Origin of the sequence: Sphingobium cyanobacteriorum, from assembly GCF_030580935.1 — a bacterium.
Classification (GTDB): Bacteria; Pseudomonadota; Alphaproteobacteria; order Sphingomonadales; family Sphingomonadaceae; genus Sphingobium; species Sphingobium cyanobacteriorum.
The window spans coordinates 109,879-128,823 of the sequence record NZ_JAUQOM010000006.1; the positions used below are offsets into that span (position 1 = coordinate 109,879).

Sequence of the window (18,945 nt, forward strand, 5' to 3'; positions counted from 1 at the left end):
ACAGGCACCCATGTCGACCGCCTTGCGTTCCTTTCTGTTCATGGTCCTGTTCTATACAGGAAGCCTGTTTTTCGTGCTGTGGGCGATGGCCTTTGGCTGGGTGGCGCCGCTGACGGTGCAACGCACCGCCACTGGGTGGAGCCGCTTCCATCGTGGCTGCGCGCGCTGGCTGCTGGGGCAGAAGGTGGTGGTGGAAGGCGACCTCCCGATTGGTCCCTATCTCTATATCCTCAAACATGAATCCATGTTCGAGACGATCGACGTGCTGTGCCTGTTCGACCGGCCGGCGATCGGAGCGAAACGGGAATTGTTCGATATCCCGCTCTGGGGCGGGATCGCCCGGCGCTATGGCCTGATCCCGATCGAGCGGACCGCCGGCGCCAGCGCCCTGCGCACGCTGCGTGCAGCGGCGAAGGATCGGATCGCGCAGGGGCGGGCGATCTGCCTCTTTCCTGAAGGCACCCGCGTGCCGCATGGCGAAACGCCGCCGCTCAAGTCCGGTTTTGCCGGGCTGTACAGTCTGCTCGGCCTGCCTGTCGTGCCGATCGCCATCGACAGCGGGCGGGTGTCGCCGCGCGGCAAGTTCCTGAAACGCGCCGGGGTCATCACCTACAAGGTGGGCGAGATCGTTCCCGTGGGCCTCGACCGCAAGGACGCCGAAATCCGGGTCCACGCCGCCATCAACGCGCTCAACCGGCGTTAGTGCGAGCGGCCGAAGTCGGGCTTGGCGTCGTCCTGGCCCTGTTCGATGATCGACCGGCGGATCGCGCGGGTGCGGGTGAAGAGGTTGAACAGGGCGTCCCCATCATTCCAGCGGATCGCCCGCTGGAGCGCAGACAGATCCTCCGAAAAACGCTGGAGCATCTCCAGCACCGCATCCTTGTTCGCCAGAAACACGTCGCGCCACATGGTCGGGTCGGACGCCGCGATGCGGGTGAAGTCCCGGAAGCCGCCGGCCGAATATTTGATCACTTCGCTCTGGGTTACGCTTTCCAGATCGCTGGCCGTGCCGACGATGGTATAGGCGATGAGGTGCGGCAGATGACTCGTCACCGCCAGCACCATGTCATGATGCGCCGGGTCCATCGTTTCGACATCGGCACCCACGCGCCGCCATAGTTCAACCAGGCGCTGGACGGCGAATGGATCGGCGTCGTCAGGGGGGGTGACGATACACCAGCGCCCTTTGAACAGGGTCGCAAAGCCCGCCTCCGGCCCGCTATTCTCGGTGCCCGCTACCGGATGCGCCGGGATGATCGTCCGGCCCGGCAACGCTGTGCTCAGTTGCGCCAGCACGTCGGCCTTGCACGAACCCACGTCGCTGACGATCGCATCGGCCGGCAGATCGTCGGCAATCTCCGTCGCCGCCGCGCCCATGGCGCGGACAGGAACGCACAGGATCACCAGATCGGCGTCGGTGACGGACGCGCCCGCCGTGTCGGTCACATCGTCGCACAGGTCGATGCGTCGCGCGGTATCCCGCACCGCCGGATCGGCGTCATGGCCGGTCACGCGCACGGTCGGCATCTCCGCCCGGATCGCACGGGCCAGCGAGGAACCGATCAGCCCCAGGCCGATGATGGTGATGCGGGCGAAGGGCAGCATCGGATCAGGCCGACTCCGCCATGGCCCGCAGCTTGGCGGCGACGGCGCGGGTCTGCGCCTTGGTGCCGATGGTGATGCGCAGGCCGTTGGGCAGGCCCTGGCCGGGCAGCCAGCGGGTGGCATAGCCTTCATCCCACAGGCCCTTCATCGCGGCTTCGGCGGTCAGCGTGCCGTCGAACAGGATGAGGAGGAAGTTGGTCTTGCTGGGTACGACGCGCAGGCCATGGTTGGACAGGGCGGCGATTTCACCCGCCAGCCATTCACGCCAGCGCGCATTGTGGGTGCGGCTGGATTCGATCCAGTCGGCGTCGCTGATCGCCGCGATCGCCGCGGCCTGCCCTGCCGTGGTGACGTTGAATGGGGCGCGGATACGATGGAGAATGTCGATCACTTCCTGGCTGGCATAGCCCCAGCCGATCCGTTCGGCCGCCAGGCCGTGGATTTTCGAGAAAGTGCGGGTGACGAAAACATTGGCAGCGGTTTTCGCCAGGTCCAGCCCGCCATCATCCTCGTCCGCGTCCAGATATTCGGCATAAGCCTGATCCAGCACGAAGAGAATGTCTGGACGCAGCCCGGCATGCAGCCGGGCTATGTCCGCCCGGCTGGTCATGGTTCCGGTCGGATTGTTGGGATTGGCAAGGAATACAACCTTGGTCTTGTCCGTGACGCAGGCCAGCAGCGCGTCGACATCGGTGGCATAATCCTTGTCCGGTGCCACGACCGGGGTTGCGCCGACGCGCCGCGCGGCGATGTCATAGACCGAAAAGCCATAGCGGACGTAAAGCACTTCGTCGCCCGGCCCGGCATAGGCACTGGCAGCGATGTGCAGCAGTTCGTCCGATCCGGTGCCATAGATGATCCGCGCCGGATCAAGGCCATGGGCCGCACCGATCGCTTCGCGCAGCTTGAGCGCGCCGGGATCGGGATAGGTGGCGAGGTCGGCGGTGGCGGCGACCAGCGCCGCGCGTGCGGCCGCGCCCGTGCCCAGCGGATTTTCATTGGCGGACAGTTTGATGAGCGGTCGGCCATCGTCGGCGGCGGACTTGCCCGGCACATAGGGAGAGATGCCGAGAATCCAGTCCTTGGGTGCAGGTTTTGTAGCTGTCTGTGTCATGGGGCGCGGCTTTAGCGACTTTGGCGGCAAAGGCAAAGGTGCTGCTGTTCTCGTGCCAGATTGACAGCGGCGGGCAGCGGTCCTAGCGCCGCAGGGTCATGGCCAGCGCTTCCATCAGTCCCGACAGCCGTTTCGGCCTGCGCCGGGAGGCCCGCCTGACCGGGCCGCTCAACCTGTCGAGCGGCGCCCGCCTGGGGCCGGTCGATATCGCCTATGAAACCTATGGCGCGATGAATGCGGACAGATCCAATGTCATCCTGATCTGCCATGCGTTGACCGGCGACCAATATGTGGCGTCGGACCATCCCGTCACCGGCAAGCCGGGCTGGTGGTGGCGTCTGGTGGGGGAGGGCAAGCCCGTCGATCCGGCGCGCCATTTCATCATCTGTTCCAACGTCATCGGCAGTTGCATGGGGTCGTCCGGCCCGGCGAGCATCGACCCGGCGACCGATGCGCCCTTCGCCATGCGCTTTCCCGTGCTGACCATCGCCGACATGGTGCGGGCGCAGGCGATGCTGCTCGACTATCTGGGGGTCGATAGGCTGGCGGCGGTGATTGGCGGATCGATGGGCGGGATGCAGGCGCTGACATGGCCCACGCTGTTCCCCGATCGCGTCGAAAGCTGCGTCGTCATTGCCTCCACCGCGCGGCACAGTGCGCAGAATATCGCCTTTCACGAGGTCGGGCGGCAGGCGATCATGGCCGATCCGCATTGGCGCGGGGGCGATTATTATGCCGACGGGCAAGTGCCGAGCGCGGGCCTGGCGGTGGCGCGCATGGCGGCGCATATCACCTATCTGTCCGAAGCGGGGCTGACCGAGAAATTCGGGCGGCGCTTGCAGGGGCGCGATGCCAAGACATTCGGCTTTGACGCGGATTTCCAGGTGGAAAGCTATTTGCGGCATCAGGGGCTGAGTTTCGTCGAGCGGTTCGACGCCAACTCCTATCTCTACATCACCCGCGCGATGGACTATTATGACATTGCCGAAGATCATGGCGGGTCGCTGGCCAGGGCGTTCGCGGCGACCAGGGCGCGTTTCTGCCTGGTCAGCTTTGACACCGACTGGCTTTATCCGACGATGGAATCGCGGATCATCGTGCATGCCCTGAACGCATCGGGCGCGCAGGCCAGCTTCGTCGAATTGTCCAGTCCGTTTGGCCATGACGCCTTCCTGCTCGAATGTCCCGAACTCAACCGGGTGGTGGACGGTTTCCTGCGGGGGGGCGGGGCGTGAGCGAGGTTCCATCGTTGCGGCCGGACCTGGCCCTGATCGCGCGCACGGTGCGACGGGGCGCGCGGGTGCTGGACGTGGGCTGTGGCGACGGAGCGCTGATGGCGGCGTTGCGTGACGAAAGCCATGTCGATGCACGCGGGCTGGAGATTGACGGCTCCAACGTCGCGGCGGCGGTAGGGCGTGGACTTTCGGTGGTCCAGGGCGACGCTGACACCGACCTGCGCTACTATCCTGACGCCAGCTTCGACTATGCGATATTGAGCCAGACGCTCCAGACGACGCGCCGGCCTGACAAGGTGGTGGAAGAATTGCTGCGTATTGGCGGGCAGGCGTTCGTTTCCTTCCCTAATTTCGCGCACTGGCGGGGGCGGCTGTCGCTGCTGTGGGGCGGACGGATGCCGGTGACGCGGCTGTTGCCCGACACATGGTATGACACGCTCAACATCCATCATGTGACGGTCGATGATTTTCGCGCGCTGGTGAAGGAGCGGGGCTGGACCATCGACGGGCAGTGGTTCCTGAAAGGGGACCGGGAAACCACCCATGCGAACGCCAATCTGTTCGCCGAACATGCCGTCTTCCTGCTCCGGAAATAGCCGCCTTTCGGTTCAGGTGGCGCTATCATCCTGTGTCTTGGGCAGGGTCGGGCGGCGTGCGATCATCACGGCCTCGCGCGCCTGCGCGCCGGCGATGAGATCGGGGATGAGGACGGCTTCGGGCAGGTTGCGCCAATATTTTTTCGGCATTTCAGACAGCATCGCGCCGGTCTTGAGCCGGGCCGGGTTGAAGATGGCGGCATAATAGCCCTGCCACAAAGCCTCGACCGGATCACCATCAGGCGCGTCCGACCGTTGTGCGCCCGGCCCTTCGCTGAGCGTTTGGCTGTCCCAATGGATGCTGATCTCCGGCGTCAGGATCGACCAGTGCATCGATGCGAAGCGGCGGACGAAGAAGCCGGCATTGGCGCGGACGATATGATGATCCGGCTCGAACCAGGCGACGAAACGGGATGCGCCGTCTGCCTTCATTTCCCGGAAGCGGACGAAGGCACGCATCTTGTGGATGTCACGCCGCACCGCCTTGGCGAGCGCAGCGACCCGGCGCAGCAGCGGATCGGCGCGATCCTGCATCAGTCCGGGCCGGGCGCGCAACTGGACAAGCAAGGCATAGAGCAAGGCGAAGCGCTGGGGGTCGCGGTGCAGGATCGCGCTTTCCGCCAGGTCGAGAAAGGCGCGCGGCACCGAGAAGGCGGCGGGGGTCGCTGCTTGCTCAAGGTCGATATTGCCAAACAGGTCGTCAGGAGCATCGCCCACCTGCCAGACAATATCGGCGGGATCGACACCCTGTGTCGCCAGTTGGCGCGCCGAGGCGCGCCAGCCGTCAATATCATCGGGGGCGGTCAGAAGGACGCGATGCATGGCGGGCCATCACAATATCGCGTCTTGAGACGCCCTAGTCGGCTGCTTGCGCGCGCTCCAGTTCGGCCGGCTTGCGCTTGGCGAAGAGCTGGCCCAGCTTCTGCTCTTCTTCCGCCGTCAGATCCTTGGCAGCGTCGGGGAACATCTCTTCCTCCTCCTCCTCGATATGGTGGAGATAGCGCTTCTTCATGTCCGCGAATTTCTTGCGCCAGGCGTCGCCGTTGAATTTGAGGTCGGCCAGTTCCTCCAGATAATCGTCGATTTCCTTGTGCTCGGACACGCTGTGCTGCGCATCCTCGCGCAGATCCGGGCGCGACAACATGGTGGCGTAGAGGGTTTCTTCCTCGGCGGCGGCATGGGCGCTCACTTCGACTTTGAACTGATCGAACAGCTTTTCCAGCCGCGCTTCGTCCTTGTCGCGGTCGGCCTGCGCCATCTTGTCGAACATCTGGCGATGCGTGTCGTGATCCTGCTTCAGGCGATCGAAAATCGTTGCATTGGCCATGGGGGTTCCTCCTCGTTCGAGGAAGCACAACGACACAGGCGGCGATTGGGTCCGGGGGTTCAGCCGAACAGGAAGCGATAGATGATCGCGACCGGGATCCAGAGAAAGGCACCGACCAGGCTGGCAACCCATAGTTGCGCGATATCTCGCCGGAAACGCAGGGCCAGGCCGCTTTCGGACAGGCCGCCCTGTTCCAGCATCTGCCAGCGTCGTTCCAGCCCGCGCGCGGCGATCGCATAGCCGCCGATAGCGACGATGATGCCCAGATGCAGGACCAGCGAACCGCCCGTCTTGGCCACGATGCCGATCTGAAGCAGGCAGAAGATGACCAGCGCCGCCGCGAGATGCGTGCTGATGCGCTTGGCGAAACTTTTGCGTTGATGTGTGCGATTGCCGAGTGCGGTCGCCACAGCCCCGATCTCCTTGCTTGACCCTGGCAACAGAATTTCATGTGTCGGCGCCGCAATCAACCGGAAATTACATTTACGTGAACAAATCAAGTTGCTGTGCGGGCGGTGCGAGCCGGGCGCGCAGGTCCGCGCAGTCCGCCAGCGCCAGCGGGCGCCAGTCGGCCGCGATCAGGAAAGGACGCAGCTTCCTGATCGAGGTCGTCAGCCGCGCGACATCGTCCAGCCGCAGCCGGCGATGGCGGCGGCTCAGCAGGATGCGGTCGACCGCCCTGACGCCGAGCCCCGGCACCCGCAGCAGCGCTTCGCGCGGGGCGCGGTTGACATCGACGGGAAAGGTCGCGCGATGGTTGAGCGCCCAGGCGAGCTTGGGATCGATATCAAGCGGCAGGCAGCCCGTCGCCGCATCGGTCGCCGCCGCGATCTCGCCCGCATCATAGCCATAGAAGCGGATCATCCAGTCCGACTGGTAAAGCCGATGCTCGCGCATCAGCGGCGGGCGCCTGAGCGGCAGCACCGCGCTGGGCGAGGGGATGGGGGAAAAGGCGCTGTAATAGACGCGACGCAGCCTGTGCCGGTCATAGAGGCTGCTCGCCCGCGCGATGATCGCCCGGTCGTCGGCCGCATCCGCGCCGATGATCATCTGGGTCGACTGGCCAGCCGGCGCGAAGCGAGGGGCGCTCTTATATTTGCGGCGGGCGTCCTGCCCGTCCTCTATTTCGCTGCGCAGATGGCGCATCGCGCCTTCGATCCGGCCGCCATCCTTTTCCGGGGCGAGGCGCTTCAGGCCGCTTTCGGTCGGCAGTTCGACATTGATCGACAGGCGATCGGCGTGCAGCCCGGCCTGATGCAGCAGGGCGGGATCGGCGTCGGGAATGGTCTTGAGGTGGATATAGCCCCGGAAATGATGGTCCTGCCGCAGCGACCGGGCGACCTCAACCATCTGCTCCATCGTATAGTCTGACGACCGGATGATGCCCGACGAGAGGAACAACCCCTCGATATAGTTGCGGCGGTAGAAATTGAGTGTGAGATCGACCACTTCCCGTGCGGTGAAGCGCGCGCGTCGCACATCGCTCGACCGGCGATTGATGCAATAATGGCAGTCGAAGATGCAACTGTTGGTCAGCAATATCTTGAGCAGCGAGATGCAGCGGCCATCGGGCGCATAGGCGTGGCAGATGCCCATGCCTTCGGTCGATCCGATCCCCTTACCGCCGCGGCTGTCGCGCTTCGTCGTGCCGGACGAGGCGCAAGACGCATCATATTTGGCCGCGTCGGCCAGGATTTCGAGTTTCTGCCGGGTGGTGAGTTGCGCCATAATGTTCCTGATATGTTCAGGATGCGCATTTGTCCATGATGTGGATCAGTCCTGCCCCAAGGAACAGGTCGGGTGGGAGAAGCGGAATGACATCTTTTTCATCCTTCCCTTGCAGGGGGGATGAACGGCAAGAGATGGTGGTTCACGGCCAGGGGCATCGGCGACGGCATAAGGGCAGCCAGCGTAAAGCCGAATTTTGCCCGCCATTGCGCGTTTGCAGGCAGGATGAGAGGCAGCGCAATCAGCCTGATCGCCACGGCGATGGTCAAGCATTGCTCGACGGCTACCCGTGTTTCTATCCCGCCGCATCTCCATCCAGCACCTGCCGCACCTTGGTCGCGAGCTGGTCGAAGGTGAAGGGCTTGGCGAGCAGGGCGACGCCGGGGTCGAGCATCCCGTTATGGACGATGGCGTTGCGGGTGTAGCCGGTGGTGTAGAGAATTTTCAGGCCCGGCCTCTGGGTCGTGGCGCGGTCGGCCAGTTGGCGGCCGTTGATGCCGGGCATGACGATGTCGGTGAACAGCATGTCGATGCGCGGCTGGATGGTCAGCATTTCCAGCGCCTGTTCGCCATCGGACGCCTGAACCACGGTATAGCCCAGTTCGCGCAGCGAATCGACCGACATGTGGCGTACCCGGTCCTCATCCTCGACCACCAGGATAATCTCCTCGCCCCGCGCGCGGGGCAGGCTGTCGGTGGCGGGCGCGGCATAGCCCTGCACGGTTTCCGCGCCATAATAGCGGGGCAGATAGATTTTGATGACCGTGCCTTCGCCCGGCTCCGAATAGATTTTCACATGGCCGCGCGATTGCTTGACGAAGCCGAACACCTGGCTGAGGCCAAGCCCCGTGCCCTTGCCCACCCCCTTGGTGGTGAAAAAGGGATCGAAGGCGCGGTCGACCACGTCGGGCGGCATGCCGGTGCCGGTATCGGTGACGGATACGAGGATATATTGGCCCGGCGTCACTTCGGCATGGGTGAGGGCATAGCCATCGTCGAGATGCGCGTTCGCCGTCTCGATCGTCAGCCTGCCGCCGCCGGGCATGGCGTCACGGGCGTTGACGCACAGATTCAGGATCGCGCTTTCGAGCTGGTTGGCGTCGATGCTGGCGCGCCACAGGCCGCCAGCCAGAACCGATTCGACGCGCACATCCTCTCCGATGGTCCGGCGCAGCAATTCGGACATGCCGCCGACCAGCTTGTTCACATCGGTGGGTTGAGGGTCGAGCGGTTGCTGGCGCGAGAAGGCGAGCAGGCGGGCGGTCAGTTGCGCGGCGCGCTGGGCCCCCTCGGTCGCATTGTCGATGCCCTTGGCGACGCGCGGGTCGCCATCGGTGCCCAGTCGCCGCCGCGCCATGTCGAGCGATCCGATGACGATCGCCAGCATATTGTTGAAATCATGAGCGATGCCGCCGGTCAACTGGCCGATCGACTCCATTTTCTGGACCTGGCGCAGTTGCGCCTGCGCGGCCTCCCGCCGCTCCCCTTCGGCAATCAGCTCCGCATTGGCCGCGCTCAGCGCCTCGCGGCTCGCCACCGCTTCGCTCACGCGGCGCTGGGCCGTGCGCAATGCCATCAGCCCCAATATGATGACCAGTGCAGCGCATAGCGCCAGCCCGGACGTTACCATGGTGCTCAGTCGTCCCGCATCGATCGTGCGCGCGCGCAGCAATTGTTCCTCATGCGCTTTCATATGGGCGATCTGGGCGCGGATGCGGGCCATCATCGCCAGACCGGGGGCGAAGGCGTCCGGGTCGACTGGCCTGCCGGCGCGGCGCAGATCGATGCCGCCCTGCAACAGGGCGATACGCTGGCCGATCATCACGCCCAGCGTGTCGACGGCCCGCGACTGATCATCATTGTCGCGCACTTCCATTTTCAGGGCTTGCACTTCATTGCGCCAACGCGACCGAAAATCGTCAAAAGGGGCGAGGAAATCCTCCTGTCGCGTCAGCATATAGCCACGCTGCCCGCTTTCGGCCGCCTGTATCCGCGACAACAGCATCGACAGGCGATTTTCGACGCGCAGCGTGTGATTGACCCAGGCCATTTCCGTCTGCTGGCTGCGATACAGCCAGTAGGTGCCACTCACGGCCGTCATGACGACCAGCAGCGCCAGCAGCAGAATGATGATCGAGCGTTCGGGGCGCAAGGCGGGCATGGCGCCCCTCATCAGTCATATGACGGCGCAGGGCAAGTCCCTTGCGACCGGCCCATGACCGATTCCCGCTTTGCGCGCCGGGGGTTAGCCGACAACACAGGGGTTGGGAGGATGGGGCATCACCCCCTTTTGCCGATCCCTTTTTCGATCAAGGCGTTGGCGATGGCGGCGATCTCTTCGGCCGGGCGGCTGTCGTCCCAGACGCCATAGCGCAGGCCCAGAAACACGTTCATGCCCATGATCGCCCAGGCATGGACTTCCTCCACGTCCGGGCGCACGTCGCCACGCTCCGCCGCCTTGGCGAGGCGCGCGGCCATGCGGGTGGCGGTGTTTTCATAATGGGCGCGATAGGCGGCCTGGTCGACGAACTCGGCCTCGTCGATGATGCGGTAGATTTCCTTGTGGGCGCGGGCGAATTCCAGGAAGCTGAGCAGGCCGATCCGTTCGGCGTCGATGCCGTCGCGCGCATCGGCGATGCGCGGCGAGACATAATCGCGCACCTGGCCCGACATGTCGGCCACCAGCGCGCGGAAGATGTCGTCCTTGGTGTCGAAATAGGTGTAGAAACTGCCGAGCGCGCAGCCGGCGCGGCGGGTGATGCCGCTGATCGACCCGTCGTGAAAGCCCTTTTCGCCAAATTCCTCCGCAGCGGCGGACAGCAGCGCGCGGCGGGTGCGTTCGCCCCGTGCGGTGCGCGGGGTCTTGTCGTCCCTGGCGACGGTTTCCTCGGTCATTTCCACTCCCAATCTGTGTTCTTTTTGCCGCAGCGCTGCGTCCTTGTCAGCCGCCTCATATTTCAAGTTGAAAGATGGTTCAACTTTCATTATCGAATCGATCAACGCAAGCGACCCGACAGATCGGGCGCCGCTTTTTTCAGGAGAGGACCGACCCGATGAAGGCCCATCAGACCATTCGCGCTCTTGCCCTTGCCTCTGCCACATGGGGCGGTTTCGTGGCGCTGCCTGCCGTCGCGCAGGACAGCGCGCCCGTCGTCGACGATGAGGGCGCGATCATCGTCACCGCCCGACGGCGCGAGGAAACGCTGGTGTCGGTGCCGATCGCGGTCAGCGCCTTTTCCGGCGCGGCGCTGGAGCGTAGCGGCGCGATCGATATCAGCGACCTGGCCAACGTCACCCCCAACACCACGCTGGAAGCGTCGCGCGGCACCAATTCGACCCTGACCGCCTTCATCCGTGGCGTGGGGCAGCAGGATCCGGTGTCGGGCTTTGAACAGGGCGTGGGCATCTATCTGGACGATGTCTATCTCAACCGGCCGCAGGGCGCGCTGCTCGACATTTACGATGTCGAGCGGATCGAGGTGCTGCGCGGGCCGCAAGGGACGCTTTATGGGCGCAACACCATCGGCGGCGCGGTCAAATATGTGACGAAGATGCTGCCGCAGGATTTCGCGCTCAAGATCAAGGGCACATATGGCAGCTATGATCAGGCCGATGGCATCATCAGCATGTCGGCGCCGGTCGGCGACCTGATCCGGGTGGGCGGCGCGATCGCCCGGCTGTCGCGCGGCGGGTTCGGCAAGAACCTGACCACCGGCGAGGATAATTACAACAAGGACATCTGGGCCGGGCGCGCCACGTTCGAGATGGGCGGCTATGGCCAGCCGGTGCTGATGCGGATCACCGGCGATTATAGCAAGGACAACAGCAACGCGCGCGGCGGACACCGGCTGATCCCCGGCCAGTTGTCGGGCGCGCCGGTGCTGGACGATGTGTTCGATACACGCGGCGGCCTCTCCGACCCGAAGCAATATGTGAAGTCCTACGGGCTTTCGATGAATATCACTGCGGAACTGAGCGACGCGGTGACGTTGCGGTCGATCAGCGCCTGGCGCAAGGACGACAGTGCATCGCCCATTGATTTCGACGCGCTGCCCGCGGTCGATGTCGATGTACCGGCCTTTTACTTCAACGAACAATTGAGCCAGGAATTCCAGCTTCTCTAAGATCAGGGGCCGCTCCACGGCATGATCGGCCTCTATTATCTGGATGCGAAGGCCGACACCGCGTTCGACGTGCGCCTGTTCACCACCGTCCCCGGCCTGACCGCCTTTACGCAGGCCAATGTCGATACCGAAACCTATGCGATCTTCAGCGATTTCACCTTCGATATCTCGCAGCAGTTGAGCGTATCGGCGGGCGGGCGCTATACTTGGGACGAGCGGCGGGCGGATATACTCCGCCAGAATTATCTGGGCGGCGGGTCGCCTGTGTTTGACGGAGCAGGCATCGCCTTCGGCGCGCCCAGCACCAATTTCAAGGGGACCAGCAAGTTTCGGAAATTCACCCCGCGTTTCTCGGTCAGCTACAAGCCGACCTCCGATCACAATATCTACGCCAGCTATTCCAAGGGCTTCAAGGGCGGCGGCTTCGACCCGCGCGGGGTGGGCACCAATGCGCCGGATCTGAATGGCGACGGCATCCGGCAGGATGGCGAGATCGCCGCGTTCCTGAGCTTCGCGCCGGAAGAGGTCGACAGCTATGAAGTCGGCTACAAGGGCAATTTCATGGATGGCGCGCTCTATGTCGCGGTCGCGGGCTTCTATGCCGATTACAAGGATGTGCAGATTCCCGGCTCCGTTGCCTGCACCGTCAGCGTGGGCGGCGTGGCGACGCCGTCCTTCTGCGGGGTCGTGTCCAATGCGGGCAAGGCGCGGTTCAAGGGGCTGGAGTTTGAAAGCAACGCCCGGCTGGGCCGTGACCTGCTGAGCGGTGGCGACCGGCTGAACCTGTCCACCGCGATCGGCTTCATCGACGCGGAATATAAGGAATATATCACCAATATCGGCGGCGTGCCGACCGATGTGGCGGCCAATCGCAAGGTGCAGAATACGCCGAGATGGACCGCCAGTGGCACGCTGAGCTACACCGCGCCGGTCGGGGCAGGCAGCATCTATCTGGGCAGCACCGTGTCGTGGCGCAGCAAGACCTATCAGTTCGAAATTCCCAATCCCTATATCGACCAGAAGGGCTATGCGCTGTGGGACGCCAGCATCGTCTATACCGCGCCCGACGATCGCTGGACGCTGGGGCTGCATGGCAAGAACCTGCTCGACAAGGAATATAAGACGTCGGGCTATACCTTCGTCGCGGCCAATGCGACAACCGGGGCGATCATCAACAATGCCGGCGGATTCCCGACGCCTTCGCTGGGCCGGGAAGGCACGCTGACTGCCTTCTACGGTAATCCGCGGCAGGTGTTTTTGACGGGGACGGTGAAGTTTTAGGTTCGGTATTCCCGCGCGGGCGGGAATCCAGTTCCACGGTGGGACTGGGTTCCCGCTTTCGCGGGAACACGCTTTTGCTTCGCGGCAAGGGGCGTAAGGAGCAAGCATGACCGACCGACATACCCCTTCCGCTTCTGGGACTTCCCCCGCCTATCGCGGCGTCGTGCTGGCGATGCTGCTGCTGGTCTATACGTTCAATTTCCTCGACCGGCAGATACTGGGCATTCTCGCCGGGCCGATCAAGGCGGAACTGGGGTTGAGCGACACGCAGTTGGGGGCGCTGGGCGGGATCGCCTTTGCGCTGCTTTATTCGACGCTGGCGATTCCGCTGGCGCTGCTGGCGGACCGGACCAGCCGGACATGGGTGATTACCGTCTCCCTCGCCATCTGGAGCGGCTTTACCGCGCTGTGCGGGATCGCGACCAGCTTCACCCAGATGTTCCTGTTCCGCATCGGCGTGGGTGTTGGAGAGGCGGGCGGGGTCGCACCCTCCTATGCCGTGATCTCCGACTATTTCCCCGCGCATCAGCGGGCGCGGGCGCTGTCCATCTATTCGCTCGGCATTCCGCTGGGGTCGGCGGGGGGCGTGCTGCTGGGCGGCTATATCGCGCAGGCGGTGGAATGGCGCACCGCCTTCATCGCGGTGGGCATCATGGGGATTCTGATCGCGCCGGTCTTTCGCCTGGTGGTGCGCGAACCCGCACGGCCCAGCCAGGCCAGGGATGCGGTGCCGGTGTCGGCGGTATTCGGCATATTGGCGGCCAAGCGCAGCTTCTGGCTCCTGGCGCTGGGGGCGGCATGCAGTTCGATGTGCGGCTATGGCATCGCCTTCTGGCTGCCCAGCCTGTTGATGCGCAGCTTTGGGCTGGACCTGATCGGTGCGGGACAGTTTCTGGGCGGCATTTTGTTGATCGGCGGGGTGGCCGGCGTGCTGCTGGGCGGCTGGCTGGGCGACCGGCTGGGCGGCCAGGACAAGGCCTATTATGCCTGGGTGCCAGCGGTCAGCTATGTCGTGGGGATGCCGCTGTTTGTCGTGGGCGTGTTGTCGGACAGTGTCACCGCCGCTTTCGCCCTGTTCCTGATCCCGCAGGCGTTGGTCTATGTCTGGCTGGGGCCGGTGCTGACCGCCGTGCAGCATCTGGTGCCCGCCCATATGCGGGCGAGCGCGGCGGCGAGTTTCCTGCTGATCAACAATCTGGTCGGGCTGGGGCTGGGGTCGTGGAGCGTAGGCGCGCTGTCCGACGCGCTGACGCCGACCTACGGGGTGGAGGCGCTGCGCTATGCGATCGTCGCGGCGCTGGGCTTTTATCTGGCGGCGGGGCTGTTCATGGCGCTGGCGGGGCGGGCTTTGCGGAAGGATTGGGTCGCCGCGTGATACAGTAAGTGATACAGCGAGTGGTACAGCTAAACATGTTTTTGCCATTCGAGAATGTGCGGAAATAATCCGGCCCATTCGTGATTTTCGTGCATCAATGGCCAATGTCAAAGCATGCTCCCGCTTGCGCTGGAGCATGGCGCTTTTCAGGGCGGGATGACGTCAGATGGACGTTCGCAAGGACGGGGGTTAGCGCTCCCTGGTGGCGCTGAACTTCACCTTGGGGTGGCGTTCCTGCTGATAGCCGATGTCCCAGGCGCTGCGGGCCATGAACACCAGATTGCCGTCGCGGTCCTTGGCCATGTTGCCGCCATTATAGCTGACCAGTTCCTTGACCGCCGCGTCGTCGCCGCTGATCCAGCGGGCTGTGTCGAAGGGCGAGGGTTCGAGCCCGGCGGCGACCTTATATTCGGCTTCGAGACGGGAGATCAGCACTTCAAGCTGCAACTGGCCGACGACGCCGACGATCCAGTTGCTGCCGACTTCAGGATAGAAAACCTGGATCACGCCTTCTTCACTGAGGTCGTCCAGCGCCTTGCGGAGCTGCTTGGTCTTGGTCGGGTCTTTCAATTGCACGCGACGCAGGATTTCCGGCGCGAAATTGGGCAGGCCGGTGAAGCGCAGGCCGGGCTTTTCGGACAGGGTATCGCCGACACGCAGCGCGCCATGATTGGGGATGCCGATGATGTCGCCGGGAAAGGCCTCATCCGCCAGCTCGCGGTCCTGCGCGAAGAAGAGGATCGGCGAATGGACCGCGAGCGGCTTGCCCGATCCCGATGGGGTCAGCTTCATGCCGCGTCTGAACTTGCCCGACACCAGCCGCATGAAGGCGATGCGGTCGCGGTGCATCGGGTCCATATTGGCCTGCACCTTGAAGATGAAGCCGGTGACTTCGCTGTTTTCCGGCTCGATCGCGGCGGGTTCGGCGGGCTGGGCGCGGGGCGGCGGGGCGTACTGGCCGAGCGCGTCGATCAGTTCGGTGACGCCGAACAGCTTGAGCGCCGAGCCGAAATAGACCGGGGTGAGGTCGCCCGCGCGATAGCGGTCAAGGTCGAAATGGGCATAGCCGCCCTGCGCCAGTTCCGCCTCCTCCCGCAGTTTTTCGAGCGCGTGGGGGGAGAGGAAATCGGCCAGTTTCGGGTCGTCGAGGCCAGTGAACTGATGGCGGGTGCCGTCGAACTCCCTGGACGGGCCGGTGGGCTGCATCAGGCGGTTGGTGGCGAAGTCGTAAATGCCCTCGAACTCGCCGCCCATGCCGGCGGGCCAGCTCATCGGGCACACGTCAAGCTGCAACTGGTCGGCGACTTCATCGAGCAGGCCGAAGGTTTCGCGGCCTTCGCGGTCGACCTTGTTGACGAAGGTGATGATGGGCACGTTGCGCAGGCGGCACACCTCGAACAGCTTGCGCGTCTGCGGCTCGATGCCCTTGGCCGCGTCGATCACCATGACGGCCGAATCCACGGCGGTCAGGGTGCGATAGGTATCCTCGCTGAAATCCTCATGCCCCGGCGTGTCGAGCAGGTTGAAGGTGATGGTTTCGCCATCGCGGGTCCGCTCGAACGTCATGACCGAGGAGGTGACGGAAATGCCGCGCTGCTGCTCGATCTTCATCCAGTCGGAACGGGCGCGGCGGTTCTGGCCACGGGCCTTGACTTCGCCCGCAAGGTGGATCGCGCCGCCTTCCAGCAGCAGCTTTTCGGTGAGCGTGGTCTTGCCCGCGTCAGGGTGGGAGATGATCGCGAAGGTGCGGCGGGATGGGATGGTCATGTCAGTTCCAGCAATAACAACAGCCGTTCGTGCTGAGTAGGGACTGAGCATGGCGAAGGCCCATATCGAAGCACGCGCGTGAAACCCATCCTTCGACATGCCGCTTCGACAAGCTCGGCGGCTACTCAGGACGAACGGAAAGCGGGCTACTTAGTCGCCAATCAAGCTGACGTCCATGCGGAAGGATCGGCTGTCGCCCGGCAACAGCGCCATGATGCCGGGCTTGTCCCAGACATCGCCGGTAAAGCCGACCGGATCGGCCATGCCGGCCCAGGGTTCGACGCACAGATAATGGGCGCCCGGTTTCTGCCACAGGCCGAGCCAGGGCGTGTCGGGGAAGGCGATCCTGAGGCGCGGCTGGCCCGGCACACCCCAGAGGAGAGAGCGGCTGACGAGATCGTCCCAGATCAGGGCGTCGCCTTCGAAGAGGGCGTGGGTGGGGGCGAGCGTGTCGCCCTCGACCGGCGAGGGGAAGGTTTCGCGGGCGATGAGGCCCGGTTCGGCGCCGACCTTGCGGATCGGGGCGGGTTCGGGCTGGTCGAAGAGGATGCGATGATCCTCCGCCGCGCCGCCATAGGGCAGCGGCCAGGCGAAGGCGGGATGATAGCCGAAGCTGAACGGCATGGCGGCCTGCCCCCGGTTGGTGACGGTGGCGGTCATGCGCAGGGTCGCGTCGTCGATGACGAAGCCCATGTCGAGCCGGAAGTCGAAAGGATAGGCGGCGCGCGTCTCGCTGTCCGCTTCCAGCCGCAGCAGCAGGCTGGCGTCATCCTGTTCCACCAGCGCGAAGGGCTTGCGCCGGGCAAAGCCGTGCTGGGGCATGGGCCAGTCGCGGCCGTCGAGCCGATAGGTGTCGCCGCGTGACCGGCCGACGAAGGGAAAGAGCAGCGGCGCGTGCCCGGTCCACCAGCGTGGATCGGCGTCGGTCATGAGGTGCCGCCCCTGCGCGTCGGTCAGCGACCAGAGTTCTGCCCCCAGCGGGTCGATGCTGGCGGAGAGGGCGGGGGACACGATGGCGAAACGGGCGCTGGACGAGCGGGGGTCGGACGATGACAAGACGGGCCTCCTGCTGGGGTGGGTCATCGCATAGCGCGGCGGGGCGCGCCTGTCTTGCCCCTGTTATCTTGCCCCTGTTATCTTGTCCCTGTCGCGCGCGCCGTTCGTTTCGTCCGGGAACCGATACGCCCTGTCGCTGGTTGGGCGGGCTGGAGGATCTGTATGAAATCATTCGCTATCGCCATCGTCCTGGCCGGCCTGACGCCCTGCGTCGCGACCGCCCAGGATCAGGACAAGTCGGCGCAGGACAGGCCGCAGGCCGAAAAGCCCAGGCAGGAGCAGGACGGGGACAAGCGCAAGGACGATACGCTGGACAAGGCGGGCAAGATCGCGACCCAGCCGGCGCGCGATGTGGGGCTGGACAAGGACGAGATTCCGCCGGTGCTGCTCAAGGCGGTGGACAATCCCTATGCACCGCCGCCGTCGCGGACCTGCAAGGGGCTGAAGGCGTCGCTGGCCGAACTGAACGCGGTGCTGGGCGAGGATTTCACCGTCGGCGCGAAGGCCAACGAGAACCGCACCGGCAAGATCGCCGAGGCGGTGGGCAAAACCATCGTCAATTCGCTGATCCCCTTCCGTGGCCTGGTGCGCGAGATCAGCGGCGCGGCCCCGGCCGAGCGGCGCTTGCAGGCGGCGGTGACGGCGGGCGTGGCGCGGCGCGGCTATCTGCGCGGGCAGGCGGCGGCCAAGGGGTGCAAGGGGGCGAGCTAAGGTCCGATGATGTAAATTTGATTCGTCATTGCTGCGCTCGCAATGGCGGCGTGGGTCACTATGCCGTCATCCCGTTCCAGCCGGTTGTCGCTGATCGGATTGTCGGGGTGGCGGTGATCCGCTGGCGCGTTCCGATCCCCATGATTTGATCGAGTGCGATGCCCCGGCCATCAGGGGATGTCTTGCGATGGCAAATCGCTATAGGGATTGGCGATGCAGTTTGACGATCAGCTTCGGCGCTATTTCGGCACCACGGACATGGACCTGTTGACCCCGGACGGGATCGCGGCGGGGATCGAGCATATGCGCGTCGACCTGGGGCTGGAGCAGGACCGGGGGCGGCGTTTCGCGCTTTGGTCGCTGCTGTTCCTGCTGGGCGATGCGCCGGACATTGACACCACTTTTGCAGATGCGGCCGATCGTGCGGCCGCGCGCGATTTCATGGATATGGCAGACGGGGATGGCGCGCCGGACGCGGCGGGATGATCCCGCTATGACCGCCATGCATTGCCCGTCCAGTGCCCATCCCGTGCATGGTCAGGCGGCGCGCGCGGATTTTCCCCTGTCCCGCGTGGCCGCGTCCCGCGTGACGGCCTGGTCCGTCATGGTGGCGATGCCCTGCCACCATGGATCGACCGGGGGAATGAGGATCGCCAGGCCGCCATGGCGCGGGCGGGCCAGCCATCCCCCCTTGCTCTCGACGAACCGCCATTGCGCGTCGACGCCGATTGGCCTGTGGTGGAAGCGGCTGGCGCCGCCGTTCGTTTCGGCATCGACAGGGCATAATTCACTGGGAAGGTCGCGCAGGCTGCCATCGGGGAATCGCACAGGGATCATCACCAGCTCCATCATCACATATGCCCACTAACGCATGACAAGCCATTGAGTTCATTGCGCCTTGTGGTGGATGGCCGAAAAGAGGCACAGGCGCGTAAAGTGCAGGCGCGCGTTGCCGCGGCCCCTATGTGACGGCGCCCGTCACGGATATGACTTGCCAGCGTCAAGCATAGCACATTGCAGTGCAAC

Annotated in this window: 17 protein-coding genes and 2 pseudogenes; 7 read left to right on the forward strand and 12 right to left on the reverse strand. The window is 64.5% G+C overall.

Going from position 1 to position 18,945, the window contains the following annotated elements; genetic code table 11:
- Positions 1-10: 10 nt before the first annotated feature.
- The gene (locus Q4610_RS13025) at positions 11-703 is read left to right on the forward strand and encodes a lysophospholipid acyltransferase family protein (protein ID WP_304536391.1); all 693 of its coding nucleotides are present in this window, start codon (positions 11-13) and stop codon (positions 701-703) included.
- Here Q4610_RS13025 and Q4610_RS13030 read toward each other — a convergent pair.
- Together Q4610_RS13030 and hisC are read right to left on the reverse strand one after the other, a co-directional pair.
- Positions 700-1,605, reverse strand: a complete 906-nt coding sequence (locus Q4610_RS13030; RefSeq protein WP_304536392.1) for a prephenate/arogenate dehydrogenase family protein — start codon at positions 1,603-1,605, stop codon at positions 700-702. The two genes, Q4610_RS13025 and Q4610_RS13030, sit on opposite strands and share 4 nt — an antisense overlap.
- Positions 1,606-1,609: 4 nt before the next feature.
- Positions 1,610-2,719, reverse strand: a complete 1,110-nt coding sequence (gene hisC, locus Q4610_RS13035) for a histidinol-phosphate transaminase (protein WP_304536393.1) — start codon at positions 2,717-2,719, stop codon at positions 1,610-1,612.
- Between the two features lie 98 nt (positions 2,720-2,817).
- Between hisC and metX the strand changes: the two genes are divergently transcribed.
- Both metX and metW read left to right on the forward strand, forming a co-directional pair.
- Positions 2,818-3,954, forward strand: coding sequence for a homoserine O-acetyltransferase MetX (metX, locus tag Q4610_RS13040; protein ID WP_304536394.1), 1,137 nt, complete (start codon positions 2,818-2,820; stop codon positions 3,952-3,954).
- Positions 3,951-4,550 carry a methionine biosynthesis protein MetW gene (metW, locus tag Q4610_RS13045; RefSeq protein WP_304536395.1) on the forward strand — a complete coding sequence of 200 codons (600 nt, stop codon included), beginning with the start codon at positions 3,951-3,953 and terminating at the stop codon, positions 4,548-4,550. Before metX ends, metW begins: the two co-directional genes overlap by 4 nt.
- Positions 4,551-4,589: 39 nt before the next feature.
- Here the strand turns inward: metW and Q4610_RS13050 are convergent.
- From Q4610_RS13050 to Q4610_RS13080, 7 genes and pseudogenes are all read right to left on the reverse strand, one after another.
- A pseudogene (locus Q4610_RS13050) lies at positions 4,590-5,372 on the reverse strand (TIGR03915 family putative DNA repair protein); the annotation flags it as partial.
- A gap of 34 nt (positions 5,373-5,406) precedes the next feature.
- Positions 5,407-5,877: a hemerythrin domain-containing protein gene (locus Q4610_RS13055; RefSeq protein ID WP_304536396.1), complete on the reverse strand. Its 471-nt coding sequence runs from the start codon at positions 5,875-5,877 to the stop codon at positions 5,407-5,409.
- A 59-nt stretch (positions 5,878-5,936) separates the two neighbouring features.
- Entirely contained in the window at positions 5,937-6,287 is a 351-nt protein-coding gene (locus Q4610_RS13060; RefSeq protein WP_304536397.1) for a hypothetical protein, read from the reverse strand.
- A 73-nt stretch (positions 6,288-6,360) separates the two neighbouring features.
- The gene (locus Q4610_RS13065) at positions 6,361-7,605 is read right to left on the reverse strand and encodes a putative DNA modification/repair radical SAM protein (protein WP_304536398.1); all 1,245 of its coding nucleotides are present in this window, start codon (positions 7,603-7,605) and stop codon (positions 6,361-6,363) included.
- A gap of 98 nt (positions 7,606-7,703) precedes the next feature.
- Complete coding sequence (locus Q4610_RS13070) at positions 7,704-7,874, reverse strand: hypothetical protein (protein WP_304536399.1); 171 nt, start codon at positions 7,872-7,874, stop codon at positions 7,704-7,706.
- Between the two features lie 26 nt (positions 7,875-7,900).
- Positions 7,901-9,766: a CHASE3 domain-containing protein gene (locus Q4610_RS13075; protein ID WP_304536400.1), complete on the reverse strand. Its 1,866-nt coding sequence runs from the start codon at positions 9,764-9,766 to the stop codon at positions 7,901-7,903.
- 119 nt (positions 9,767-9,885) lie between these two features.
- Complete coding sequence (locus tag Q4610_RS13080) at positions 9,886-10,500, reverse strand: TetR/AcrR family transcriptional regulator (protein ID WP_304536401.1); 615 nt, start codon at positions 10,498-10,500, stop codon at positions 9,886-9,888.
- Positions 10,501-10,658: 158 nt separating this feature from the next.
- On the opposite strand from Q4610_RS13080, the pseudogene Q4610_RS13085 reads away from it, so the two are divergent.
- A pseudogene (locus Q4610_RS13085) lies at positions 10,659-13,010 on the forward strand (TonB-dependent receptor).
- A 106-nt stretch (positions 13,011-13,116) separates the two neighbouring features.
- Positions 13,117-14,385 (forward strand): spinster family MFS transporter, encoded by a 1,269-nt coding sequence (locus Q4610_RS13090; protein WP_304536402.1) that lies wholly within the window; start codon positions 13,117-13,119, stop codon positions 14,383-14,385.
- A gap of 189 nt (positions 14,386-14,574) precedes the next feature.
- Here the strand turns inward: Q4610_RS13090 and Q4610_RS13095 are convergent, their stop codons facing one another.
- Both Q4610_RS13095 and Q4610_RS13100 read right to left on the reverse strand, forming a co-directional pair.
- The gene (locus Q4610_RS13095) at positions 14,575-16,152 is read right to left on the reverse strand and encodes a peptide chain release factor 3 (RefSeq protein ID WP_304536403.1); all 1,578 of its coding nucleotides are present in this window, start codon (positions 16,150-16,152) and stop codon (positions 14,575-14,577) included.
- Between the two features lie 150 nt (positions 16,153-16,302).
- On the reverse strand, positions 16,303-17,208 hold the full coding sequence (locus Q4610_RS13100; RefSeq protein ID WP_304536404.1) for an aldose 1-epimerase family protein: 906 nt from the start codon (positions 17,206-17,208) through the stop codon (positions 16,303-16,305).
- Between the two features lie 162 nt (positions 17,209-17,370).
- Between Q4610_RS13100 and Q4610_RS13105 the strand changes: the two genes are divergently transcribed.
- On the forward strand, positions 17,371-17,919 hold the full coding sequence (locus Q4610_RS13105) for a hypothetical protein (protein WP_304536405.1): 549 nt from the start codon (positions 17,371-17,373) through the stop codon (positions 17,917-17,919).
- 213 nt (positions 17,920-18,132) lie between these two features.
- Complete coding sequence (locus Q4610_RS13110; RefSeq protein WP_304536406.1) at positions 18,133-18,405, forward strand: hypothetical protein; 273 nt, start codon at positions 18,133-18,135, stop codon at positions 18,403-18,405.
- 51 nt (positions 18,406-18,456) lie between these two features.
- Here the strand turns inward: Q4610_RS13110 and Q4610_RS13115 are convergent, their stop codons facing one another.
- Positions 18,457-18,756, reverse strand: a complete 300-nt coding sequence (locus Q4610_RS13115; protein ID WP_304536407.1) for a hypothetical protein — start codon at positions 18,754-18,756, stop codon at positions 18,457-18,459.
- Between the last annotated feature and the right edge of the window lie 189 nt (positions 18,757-18,945).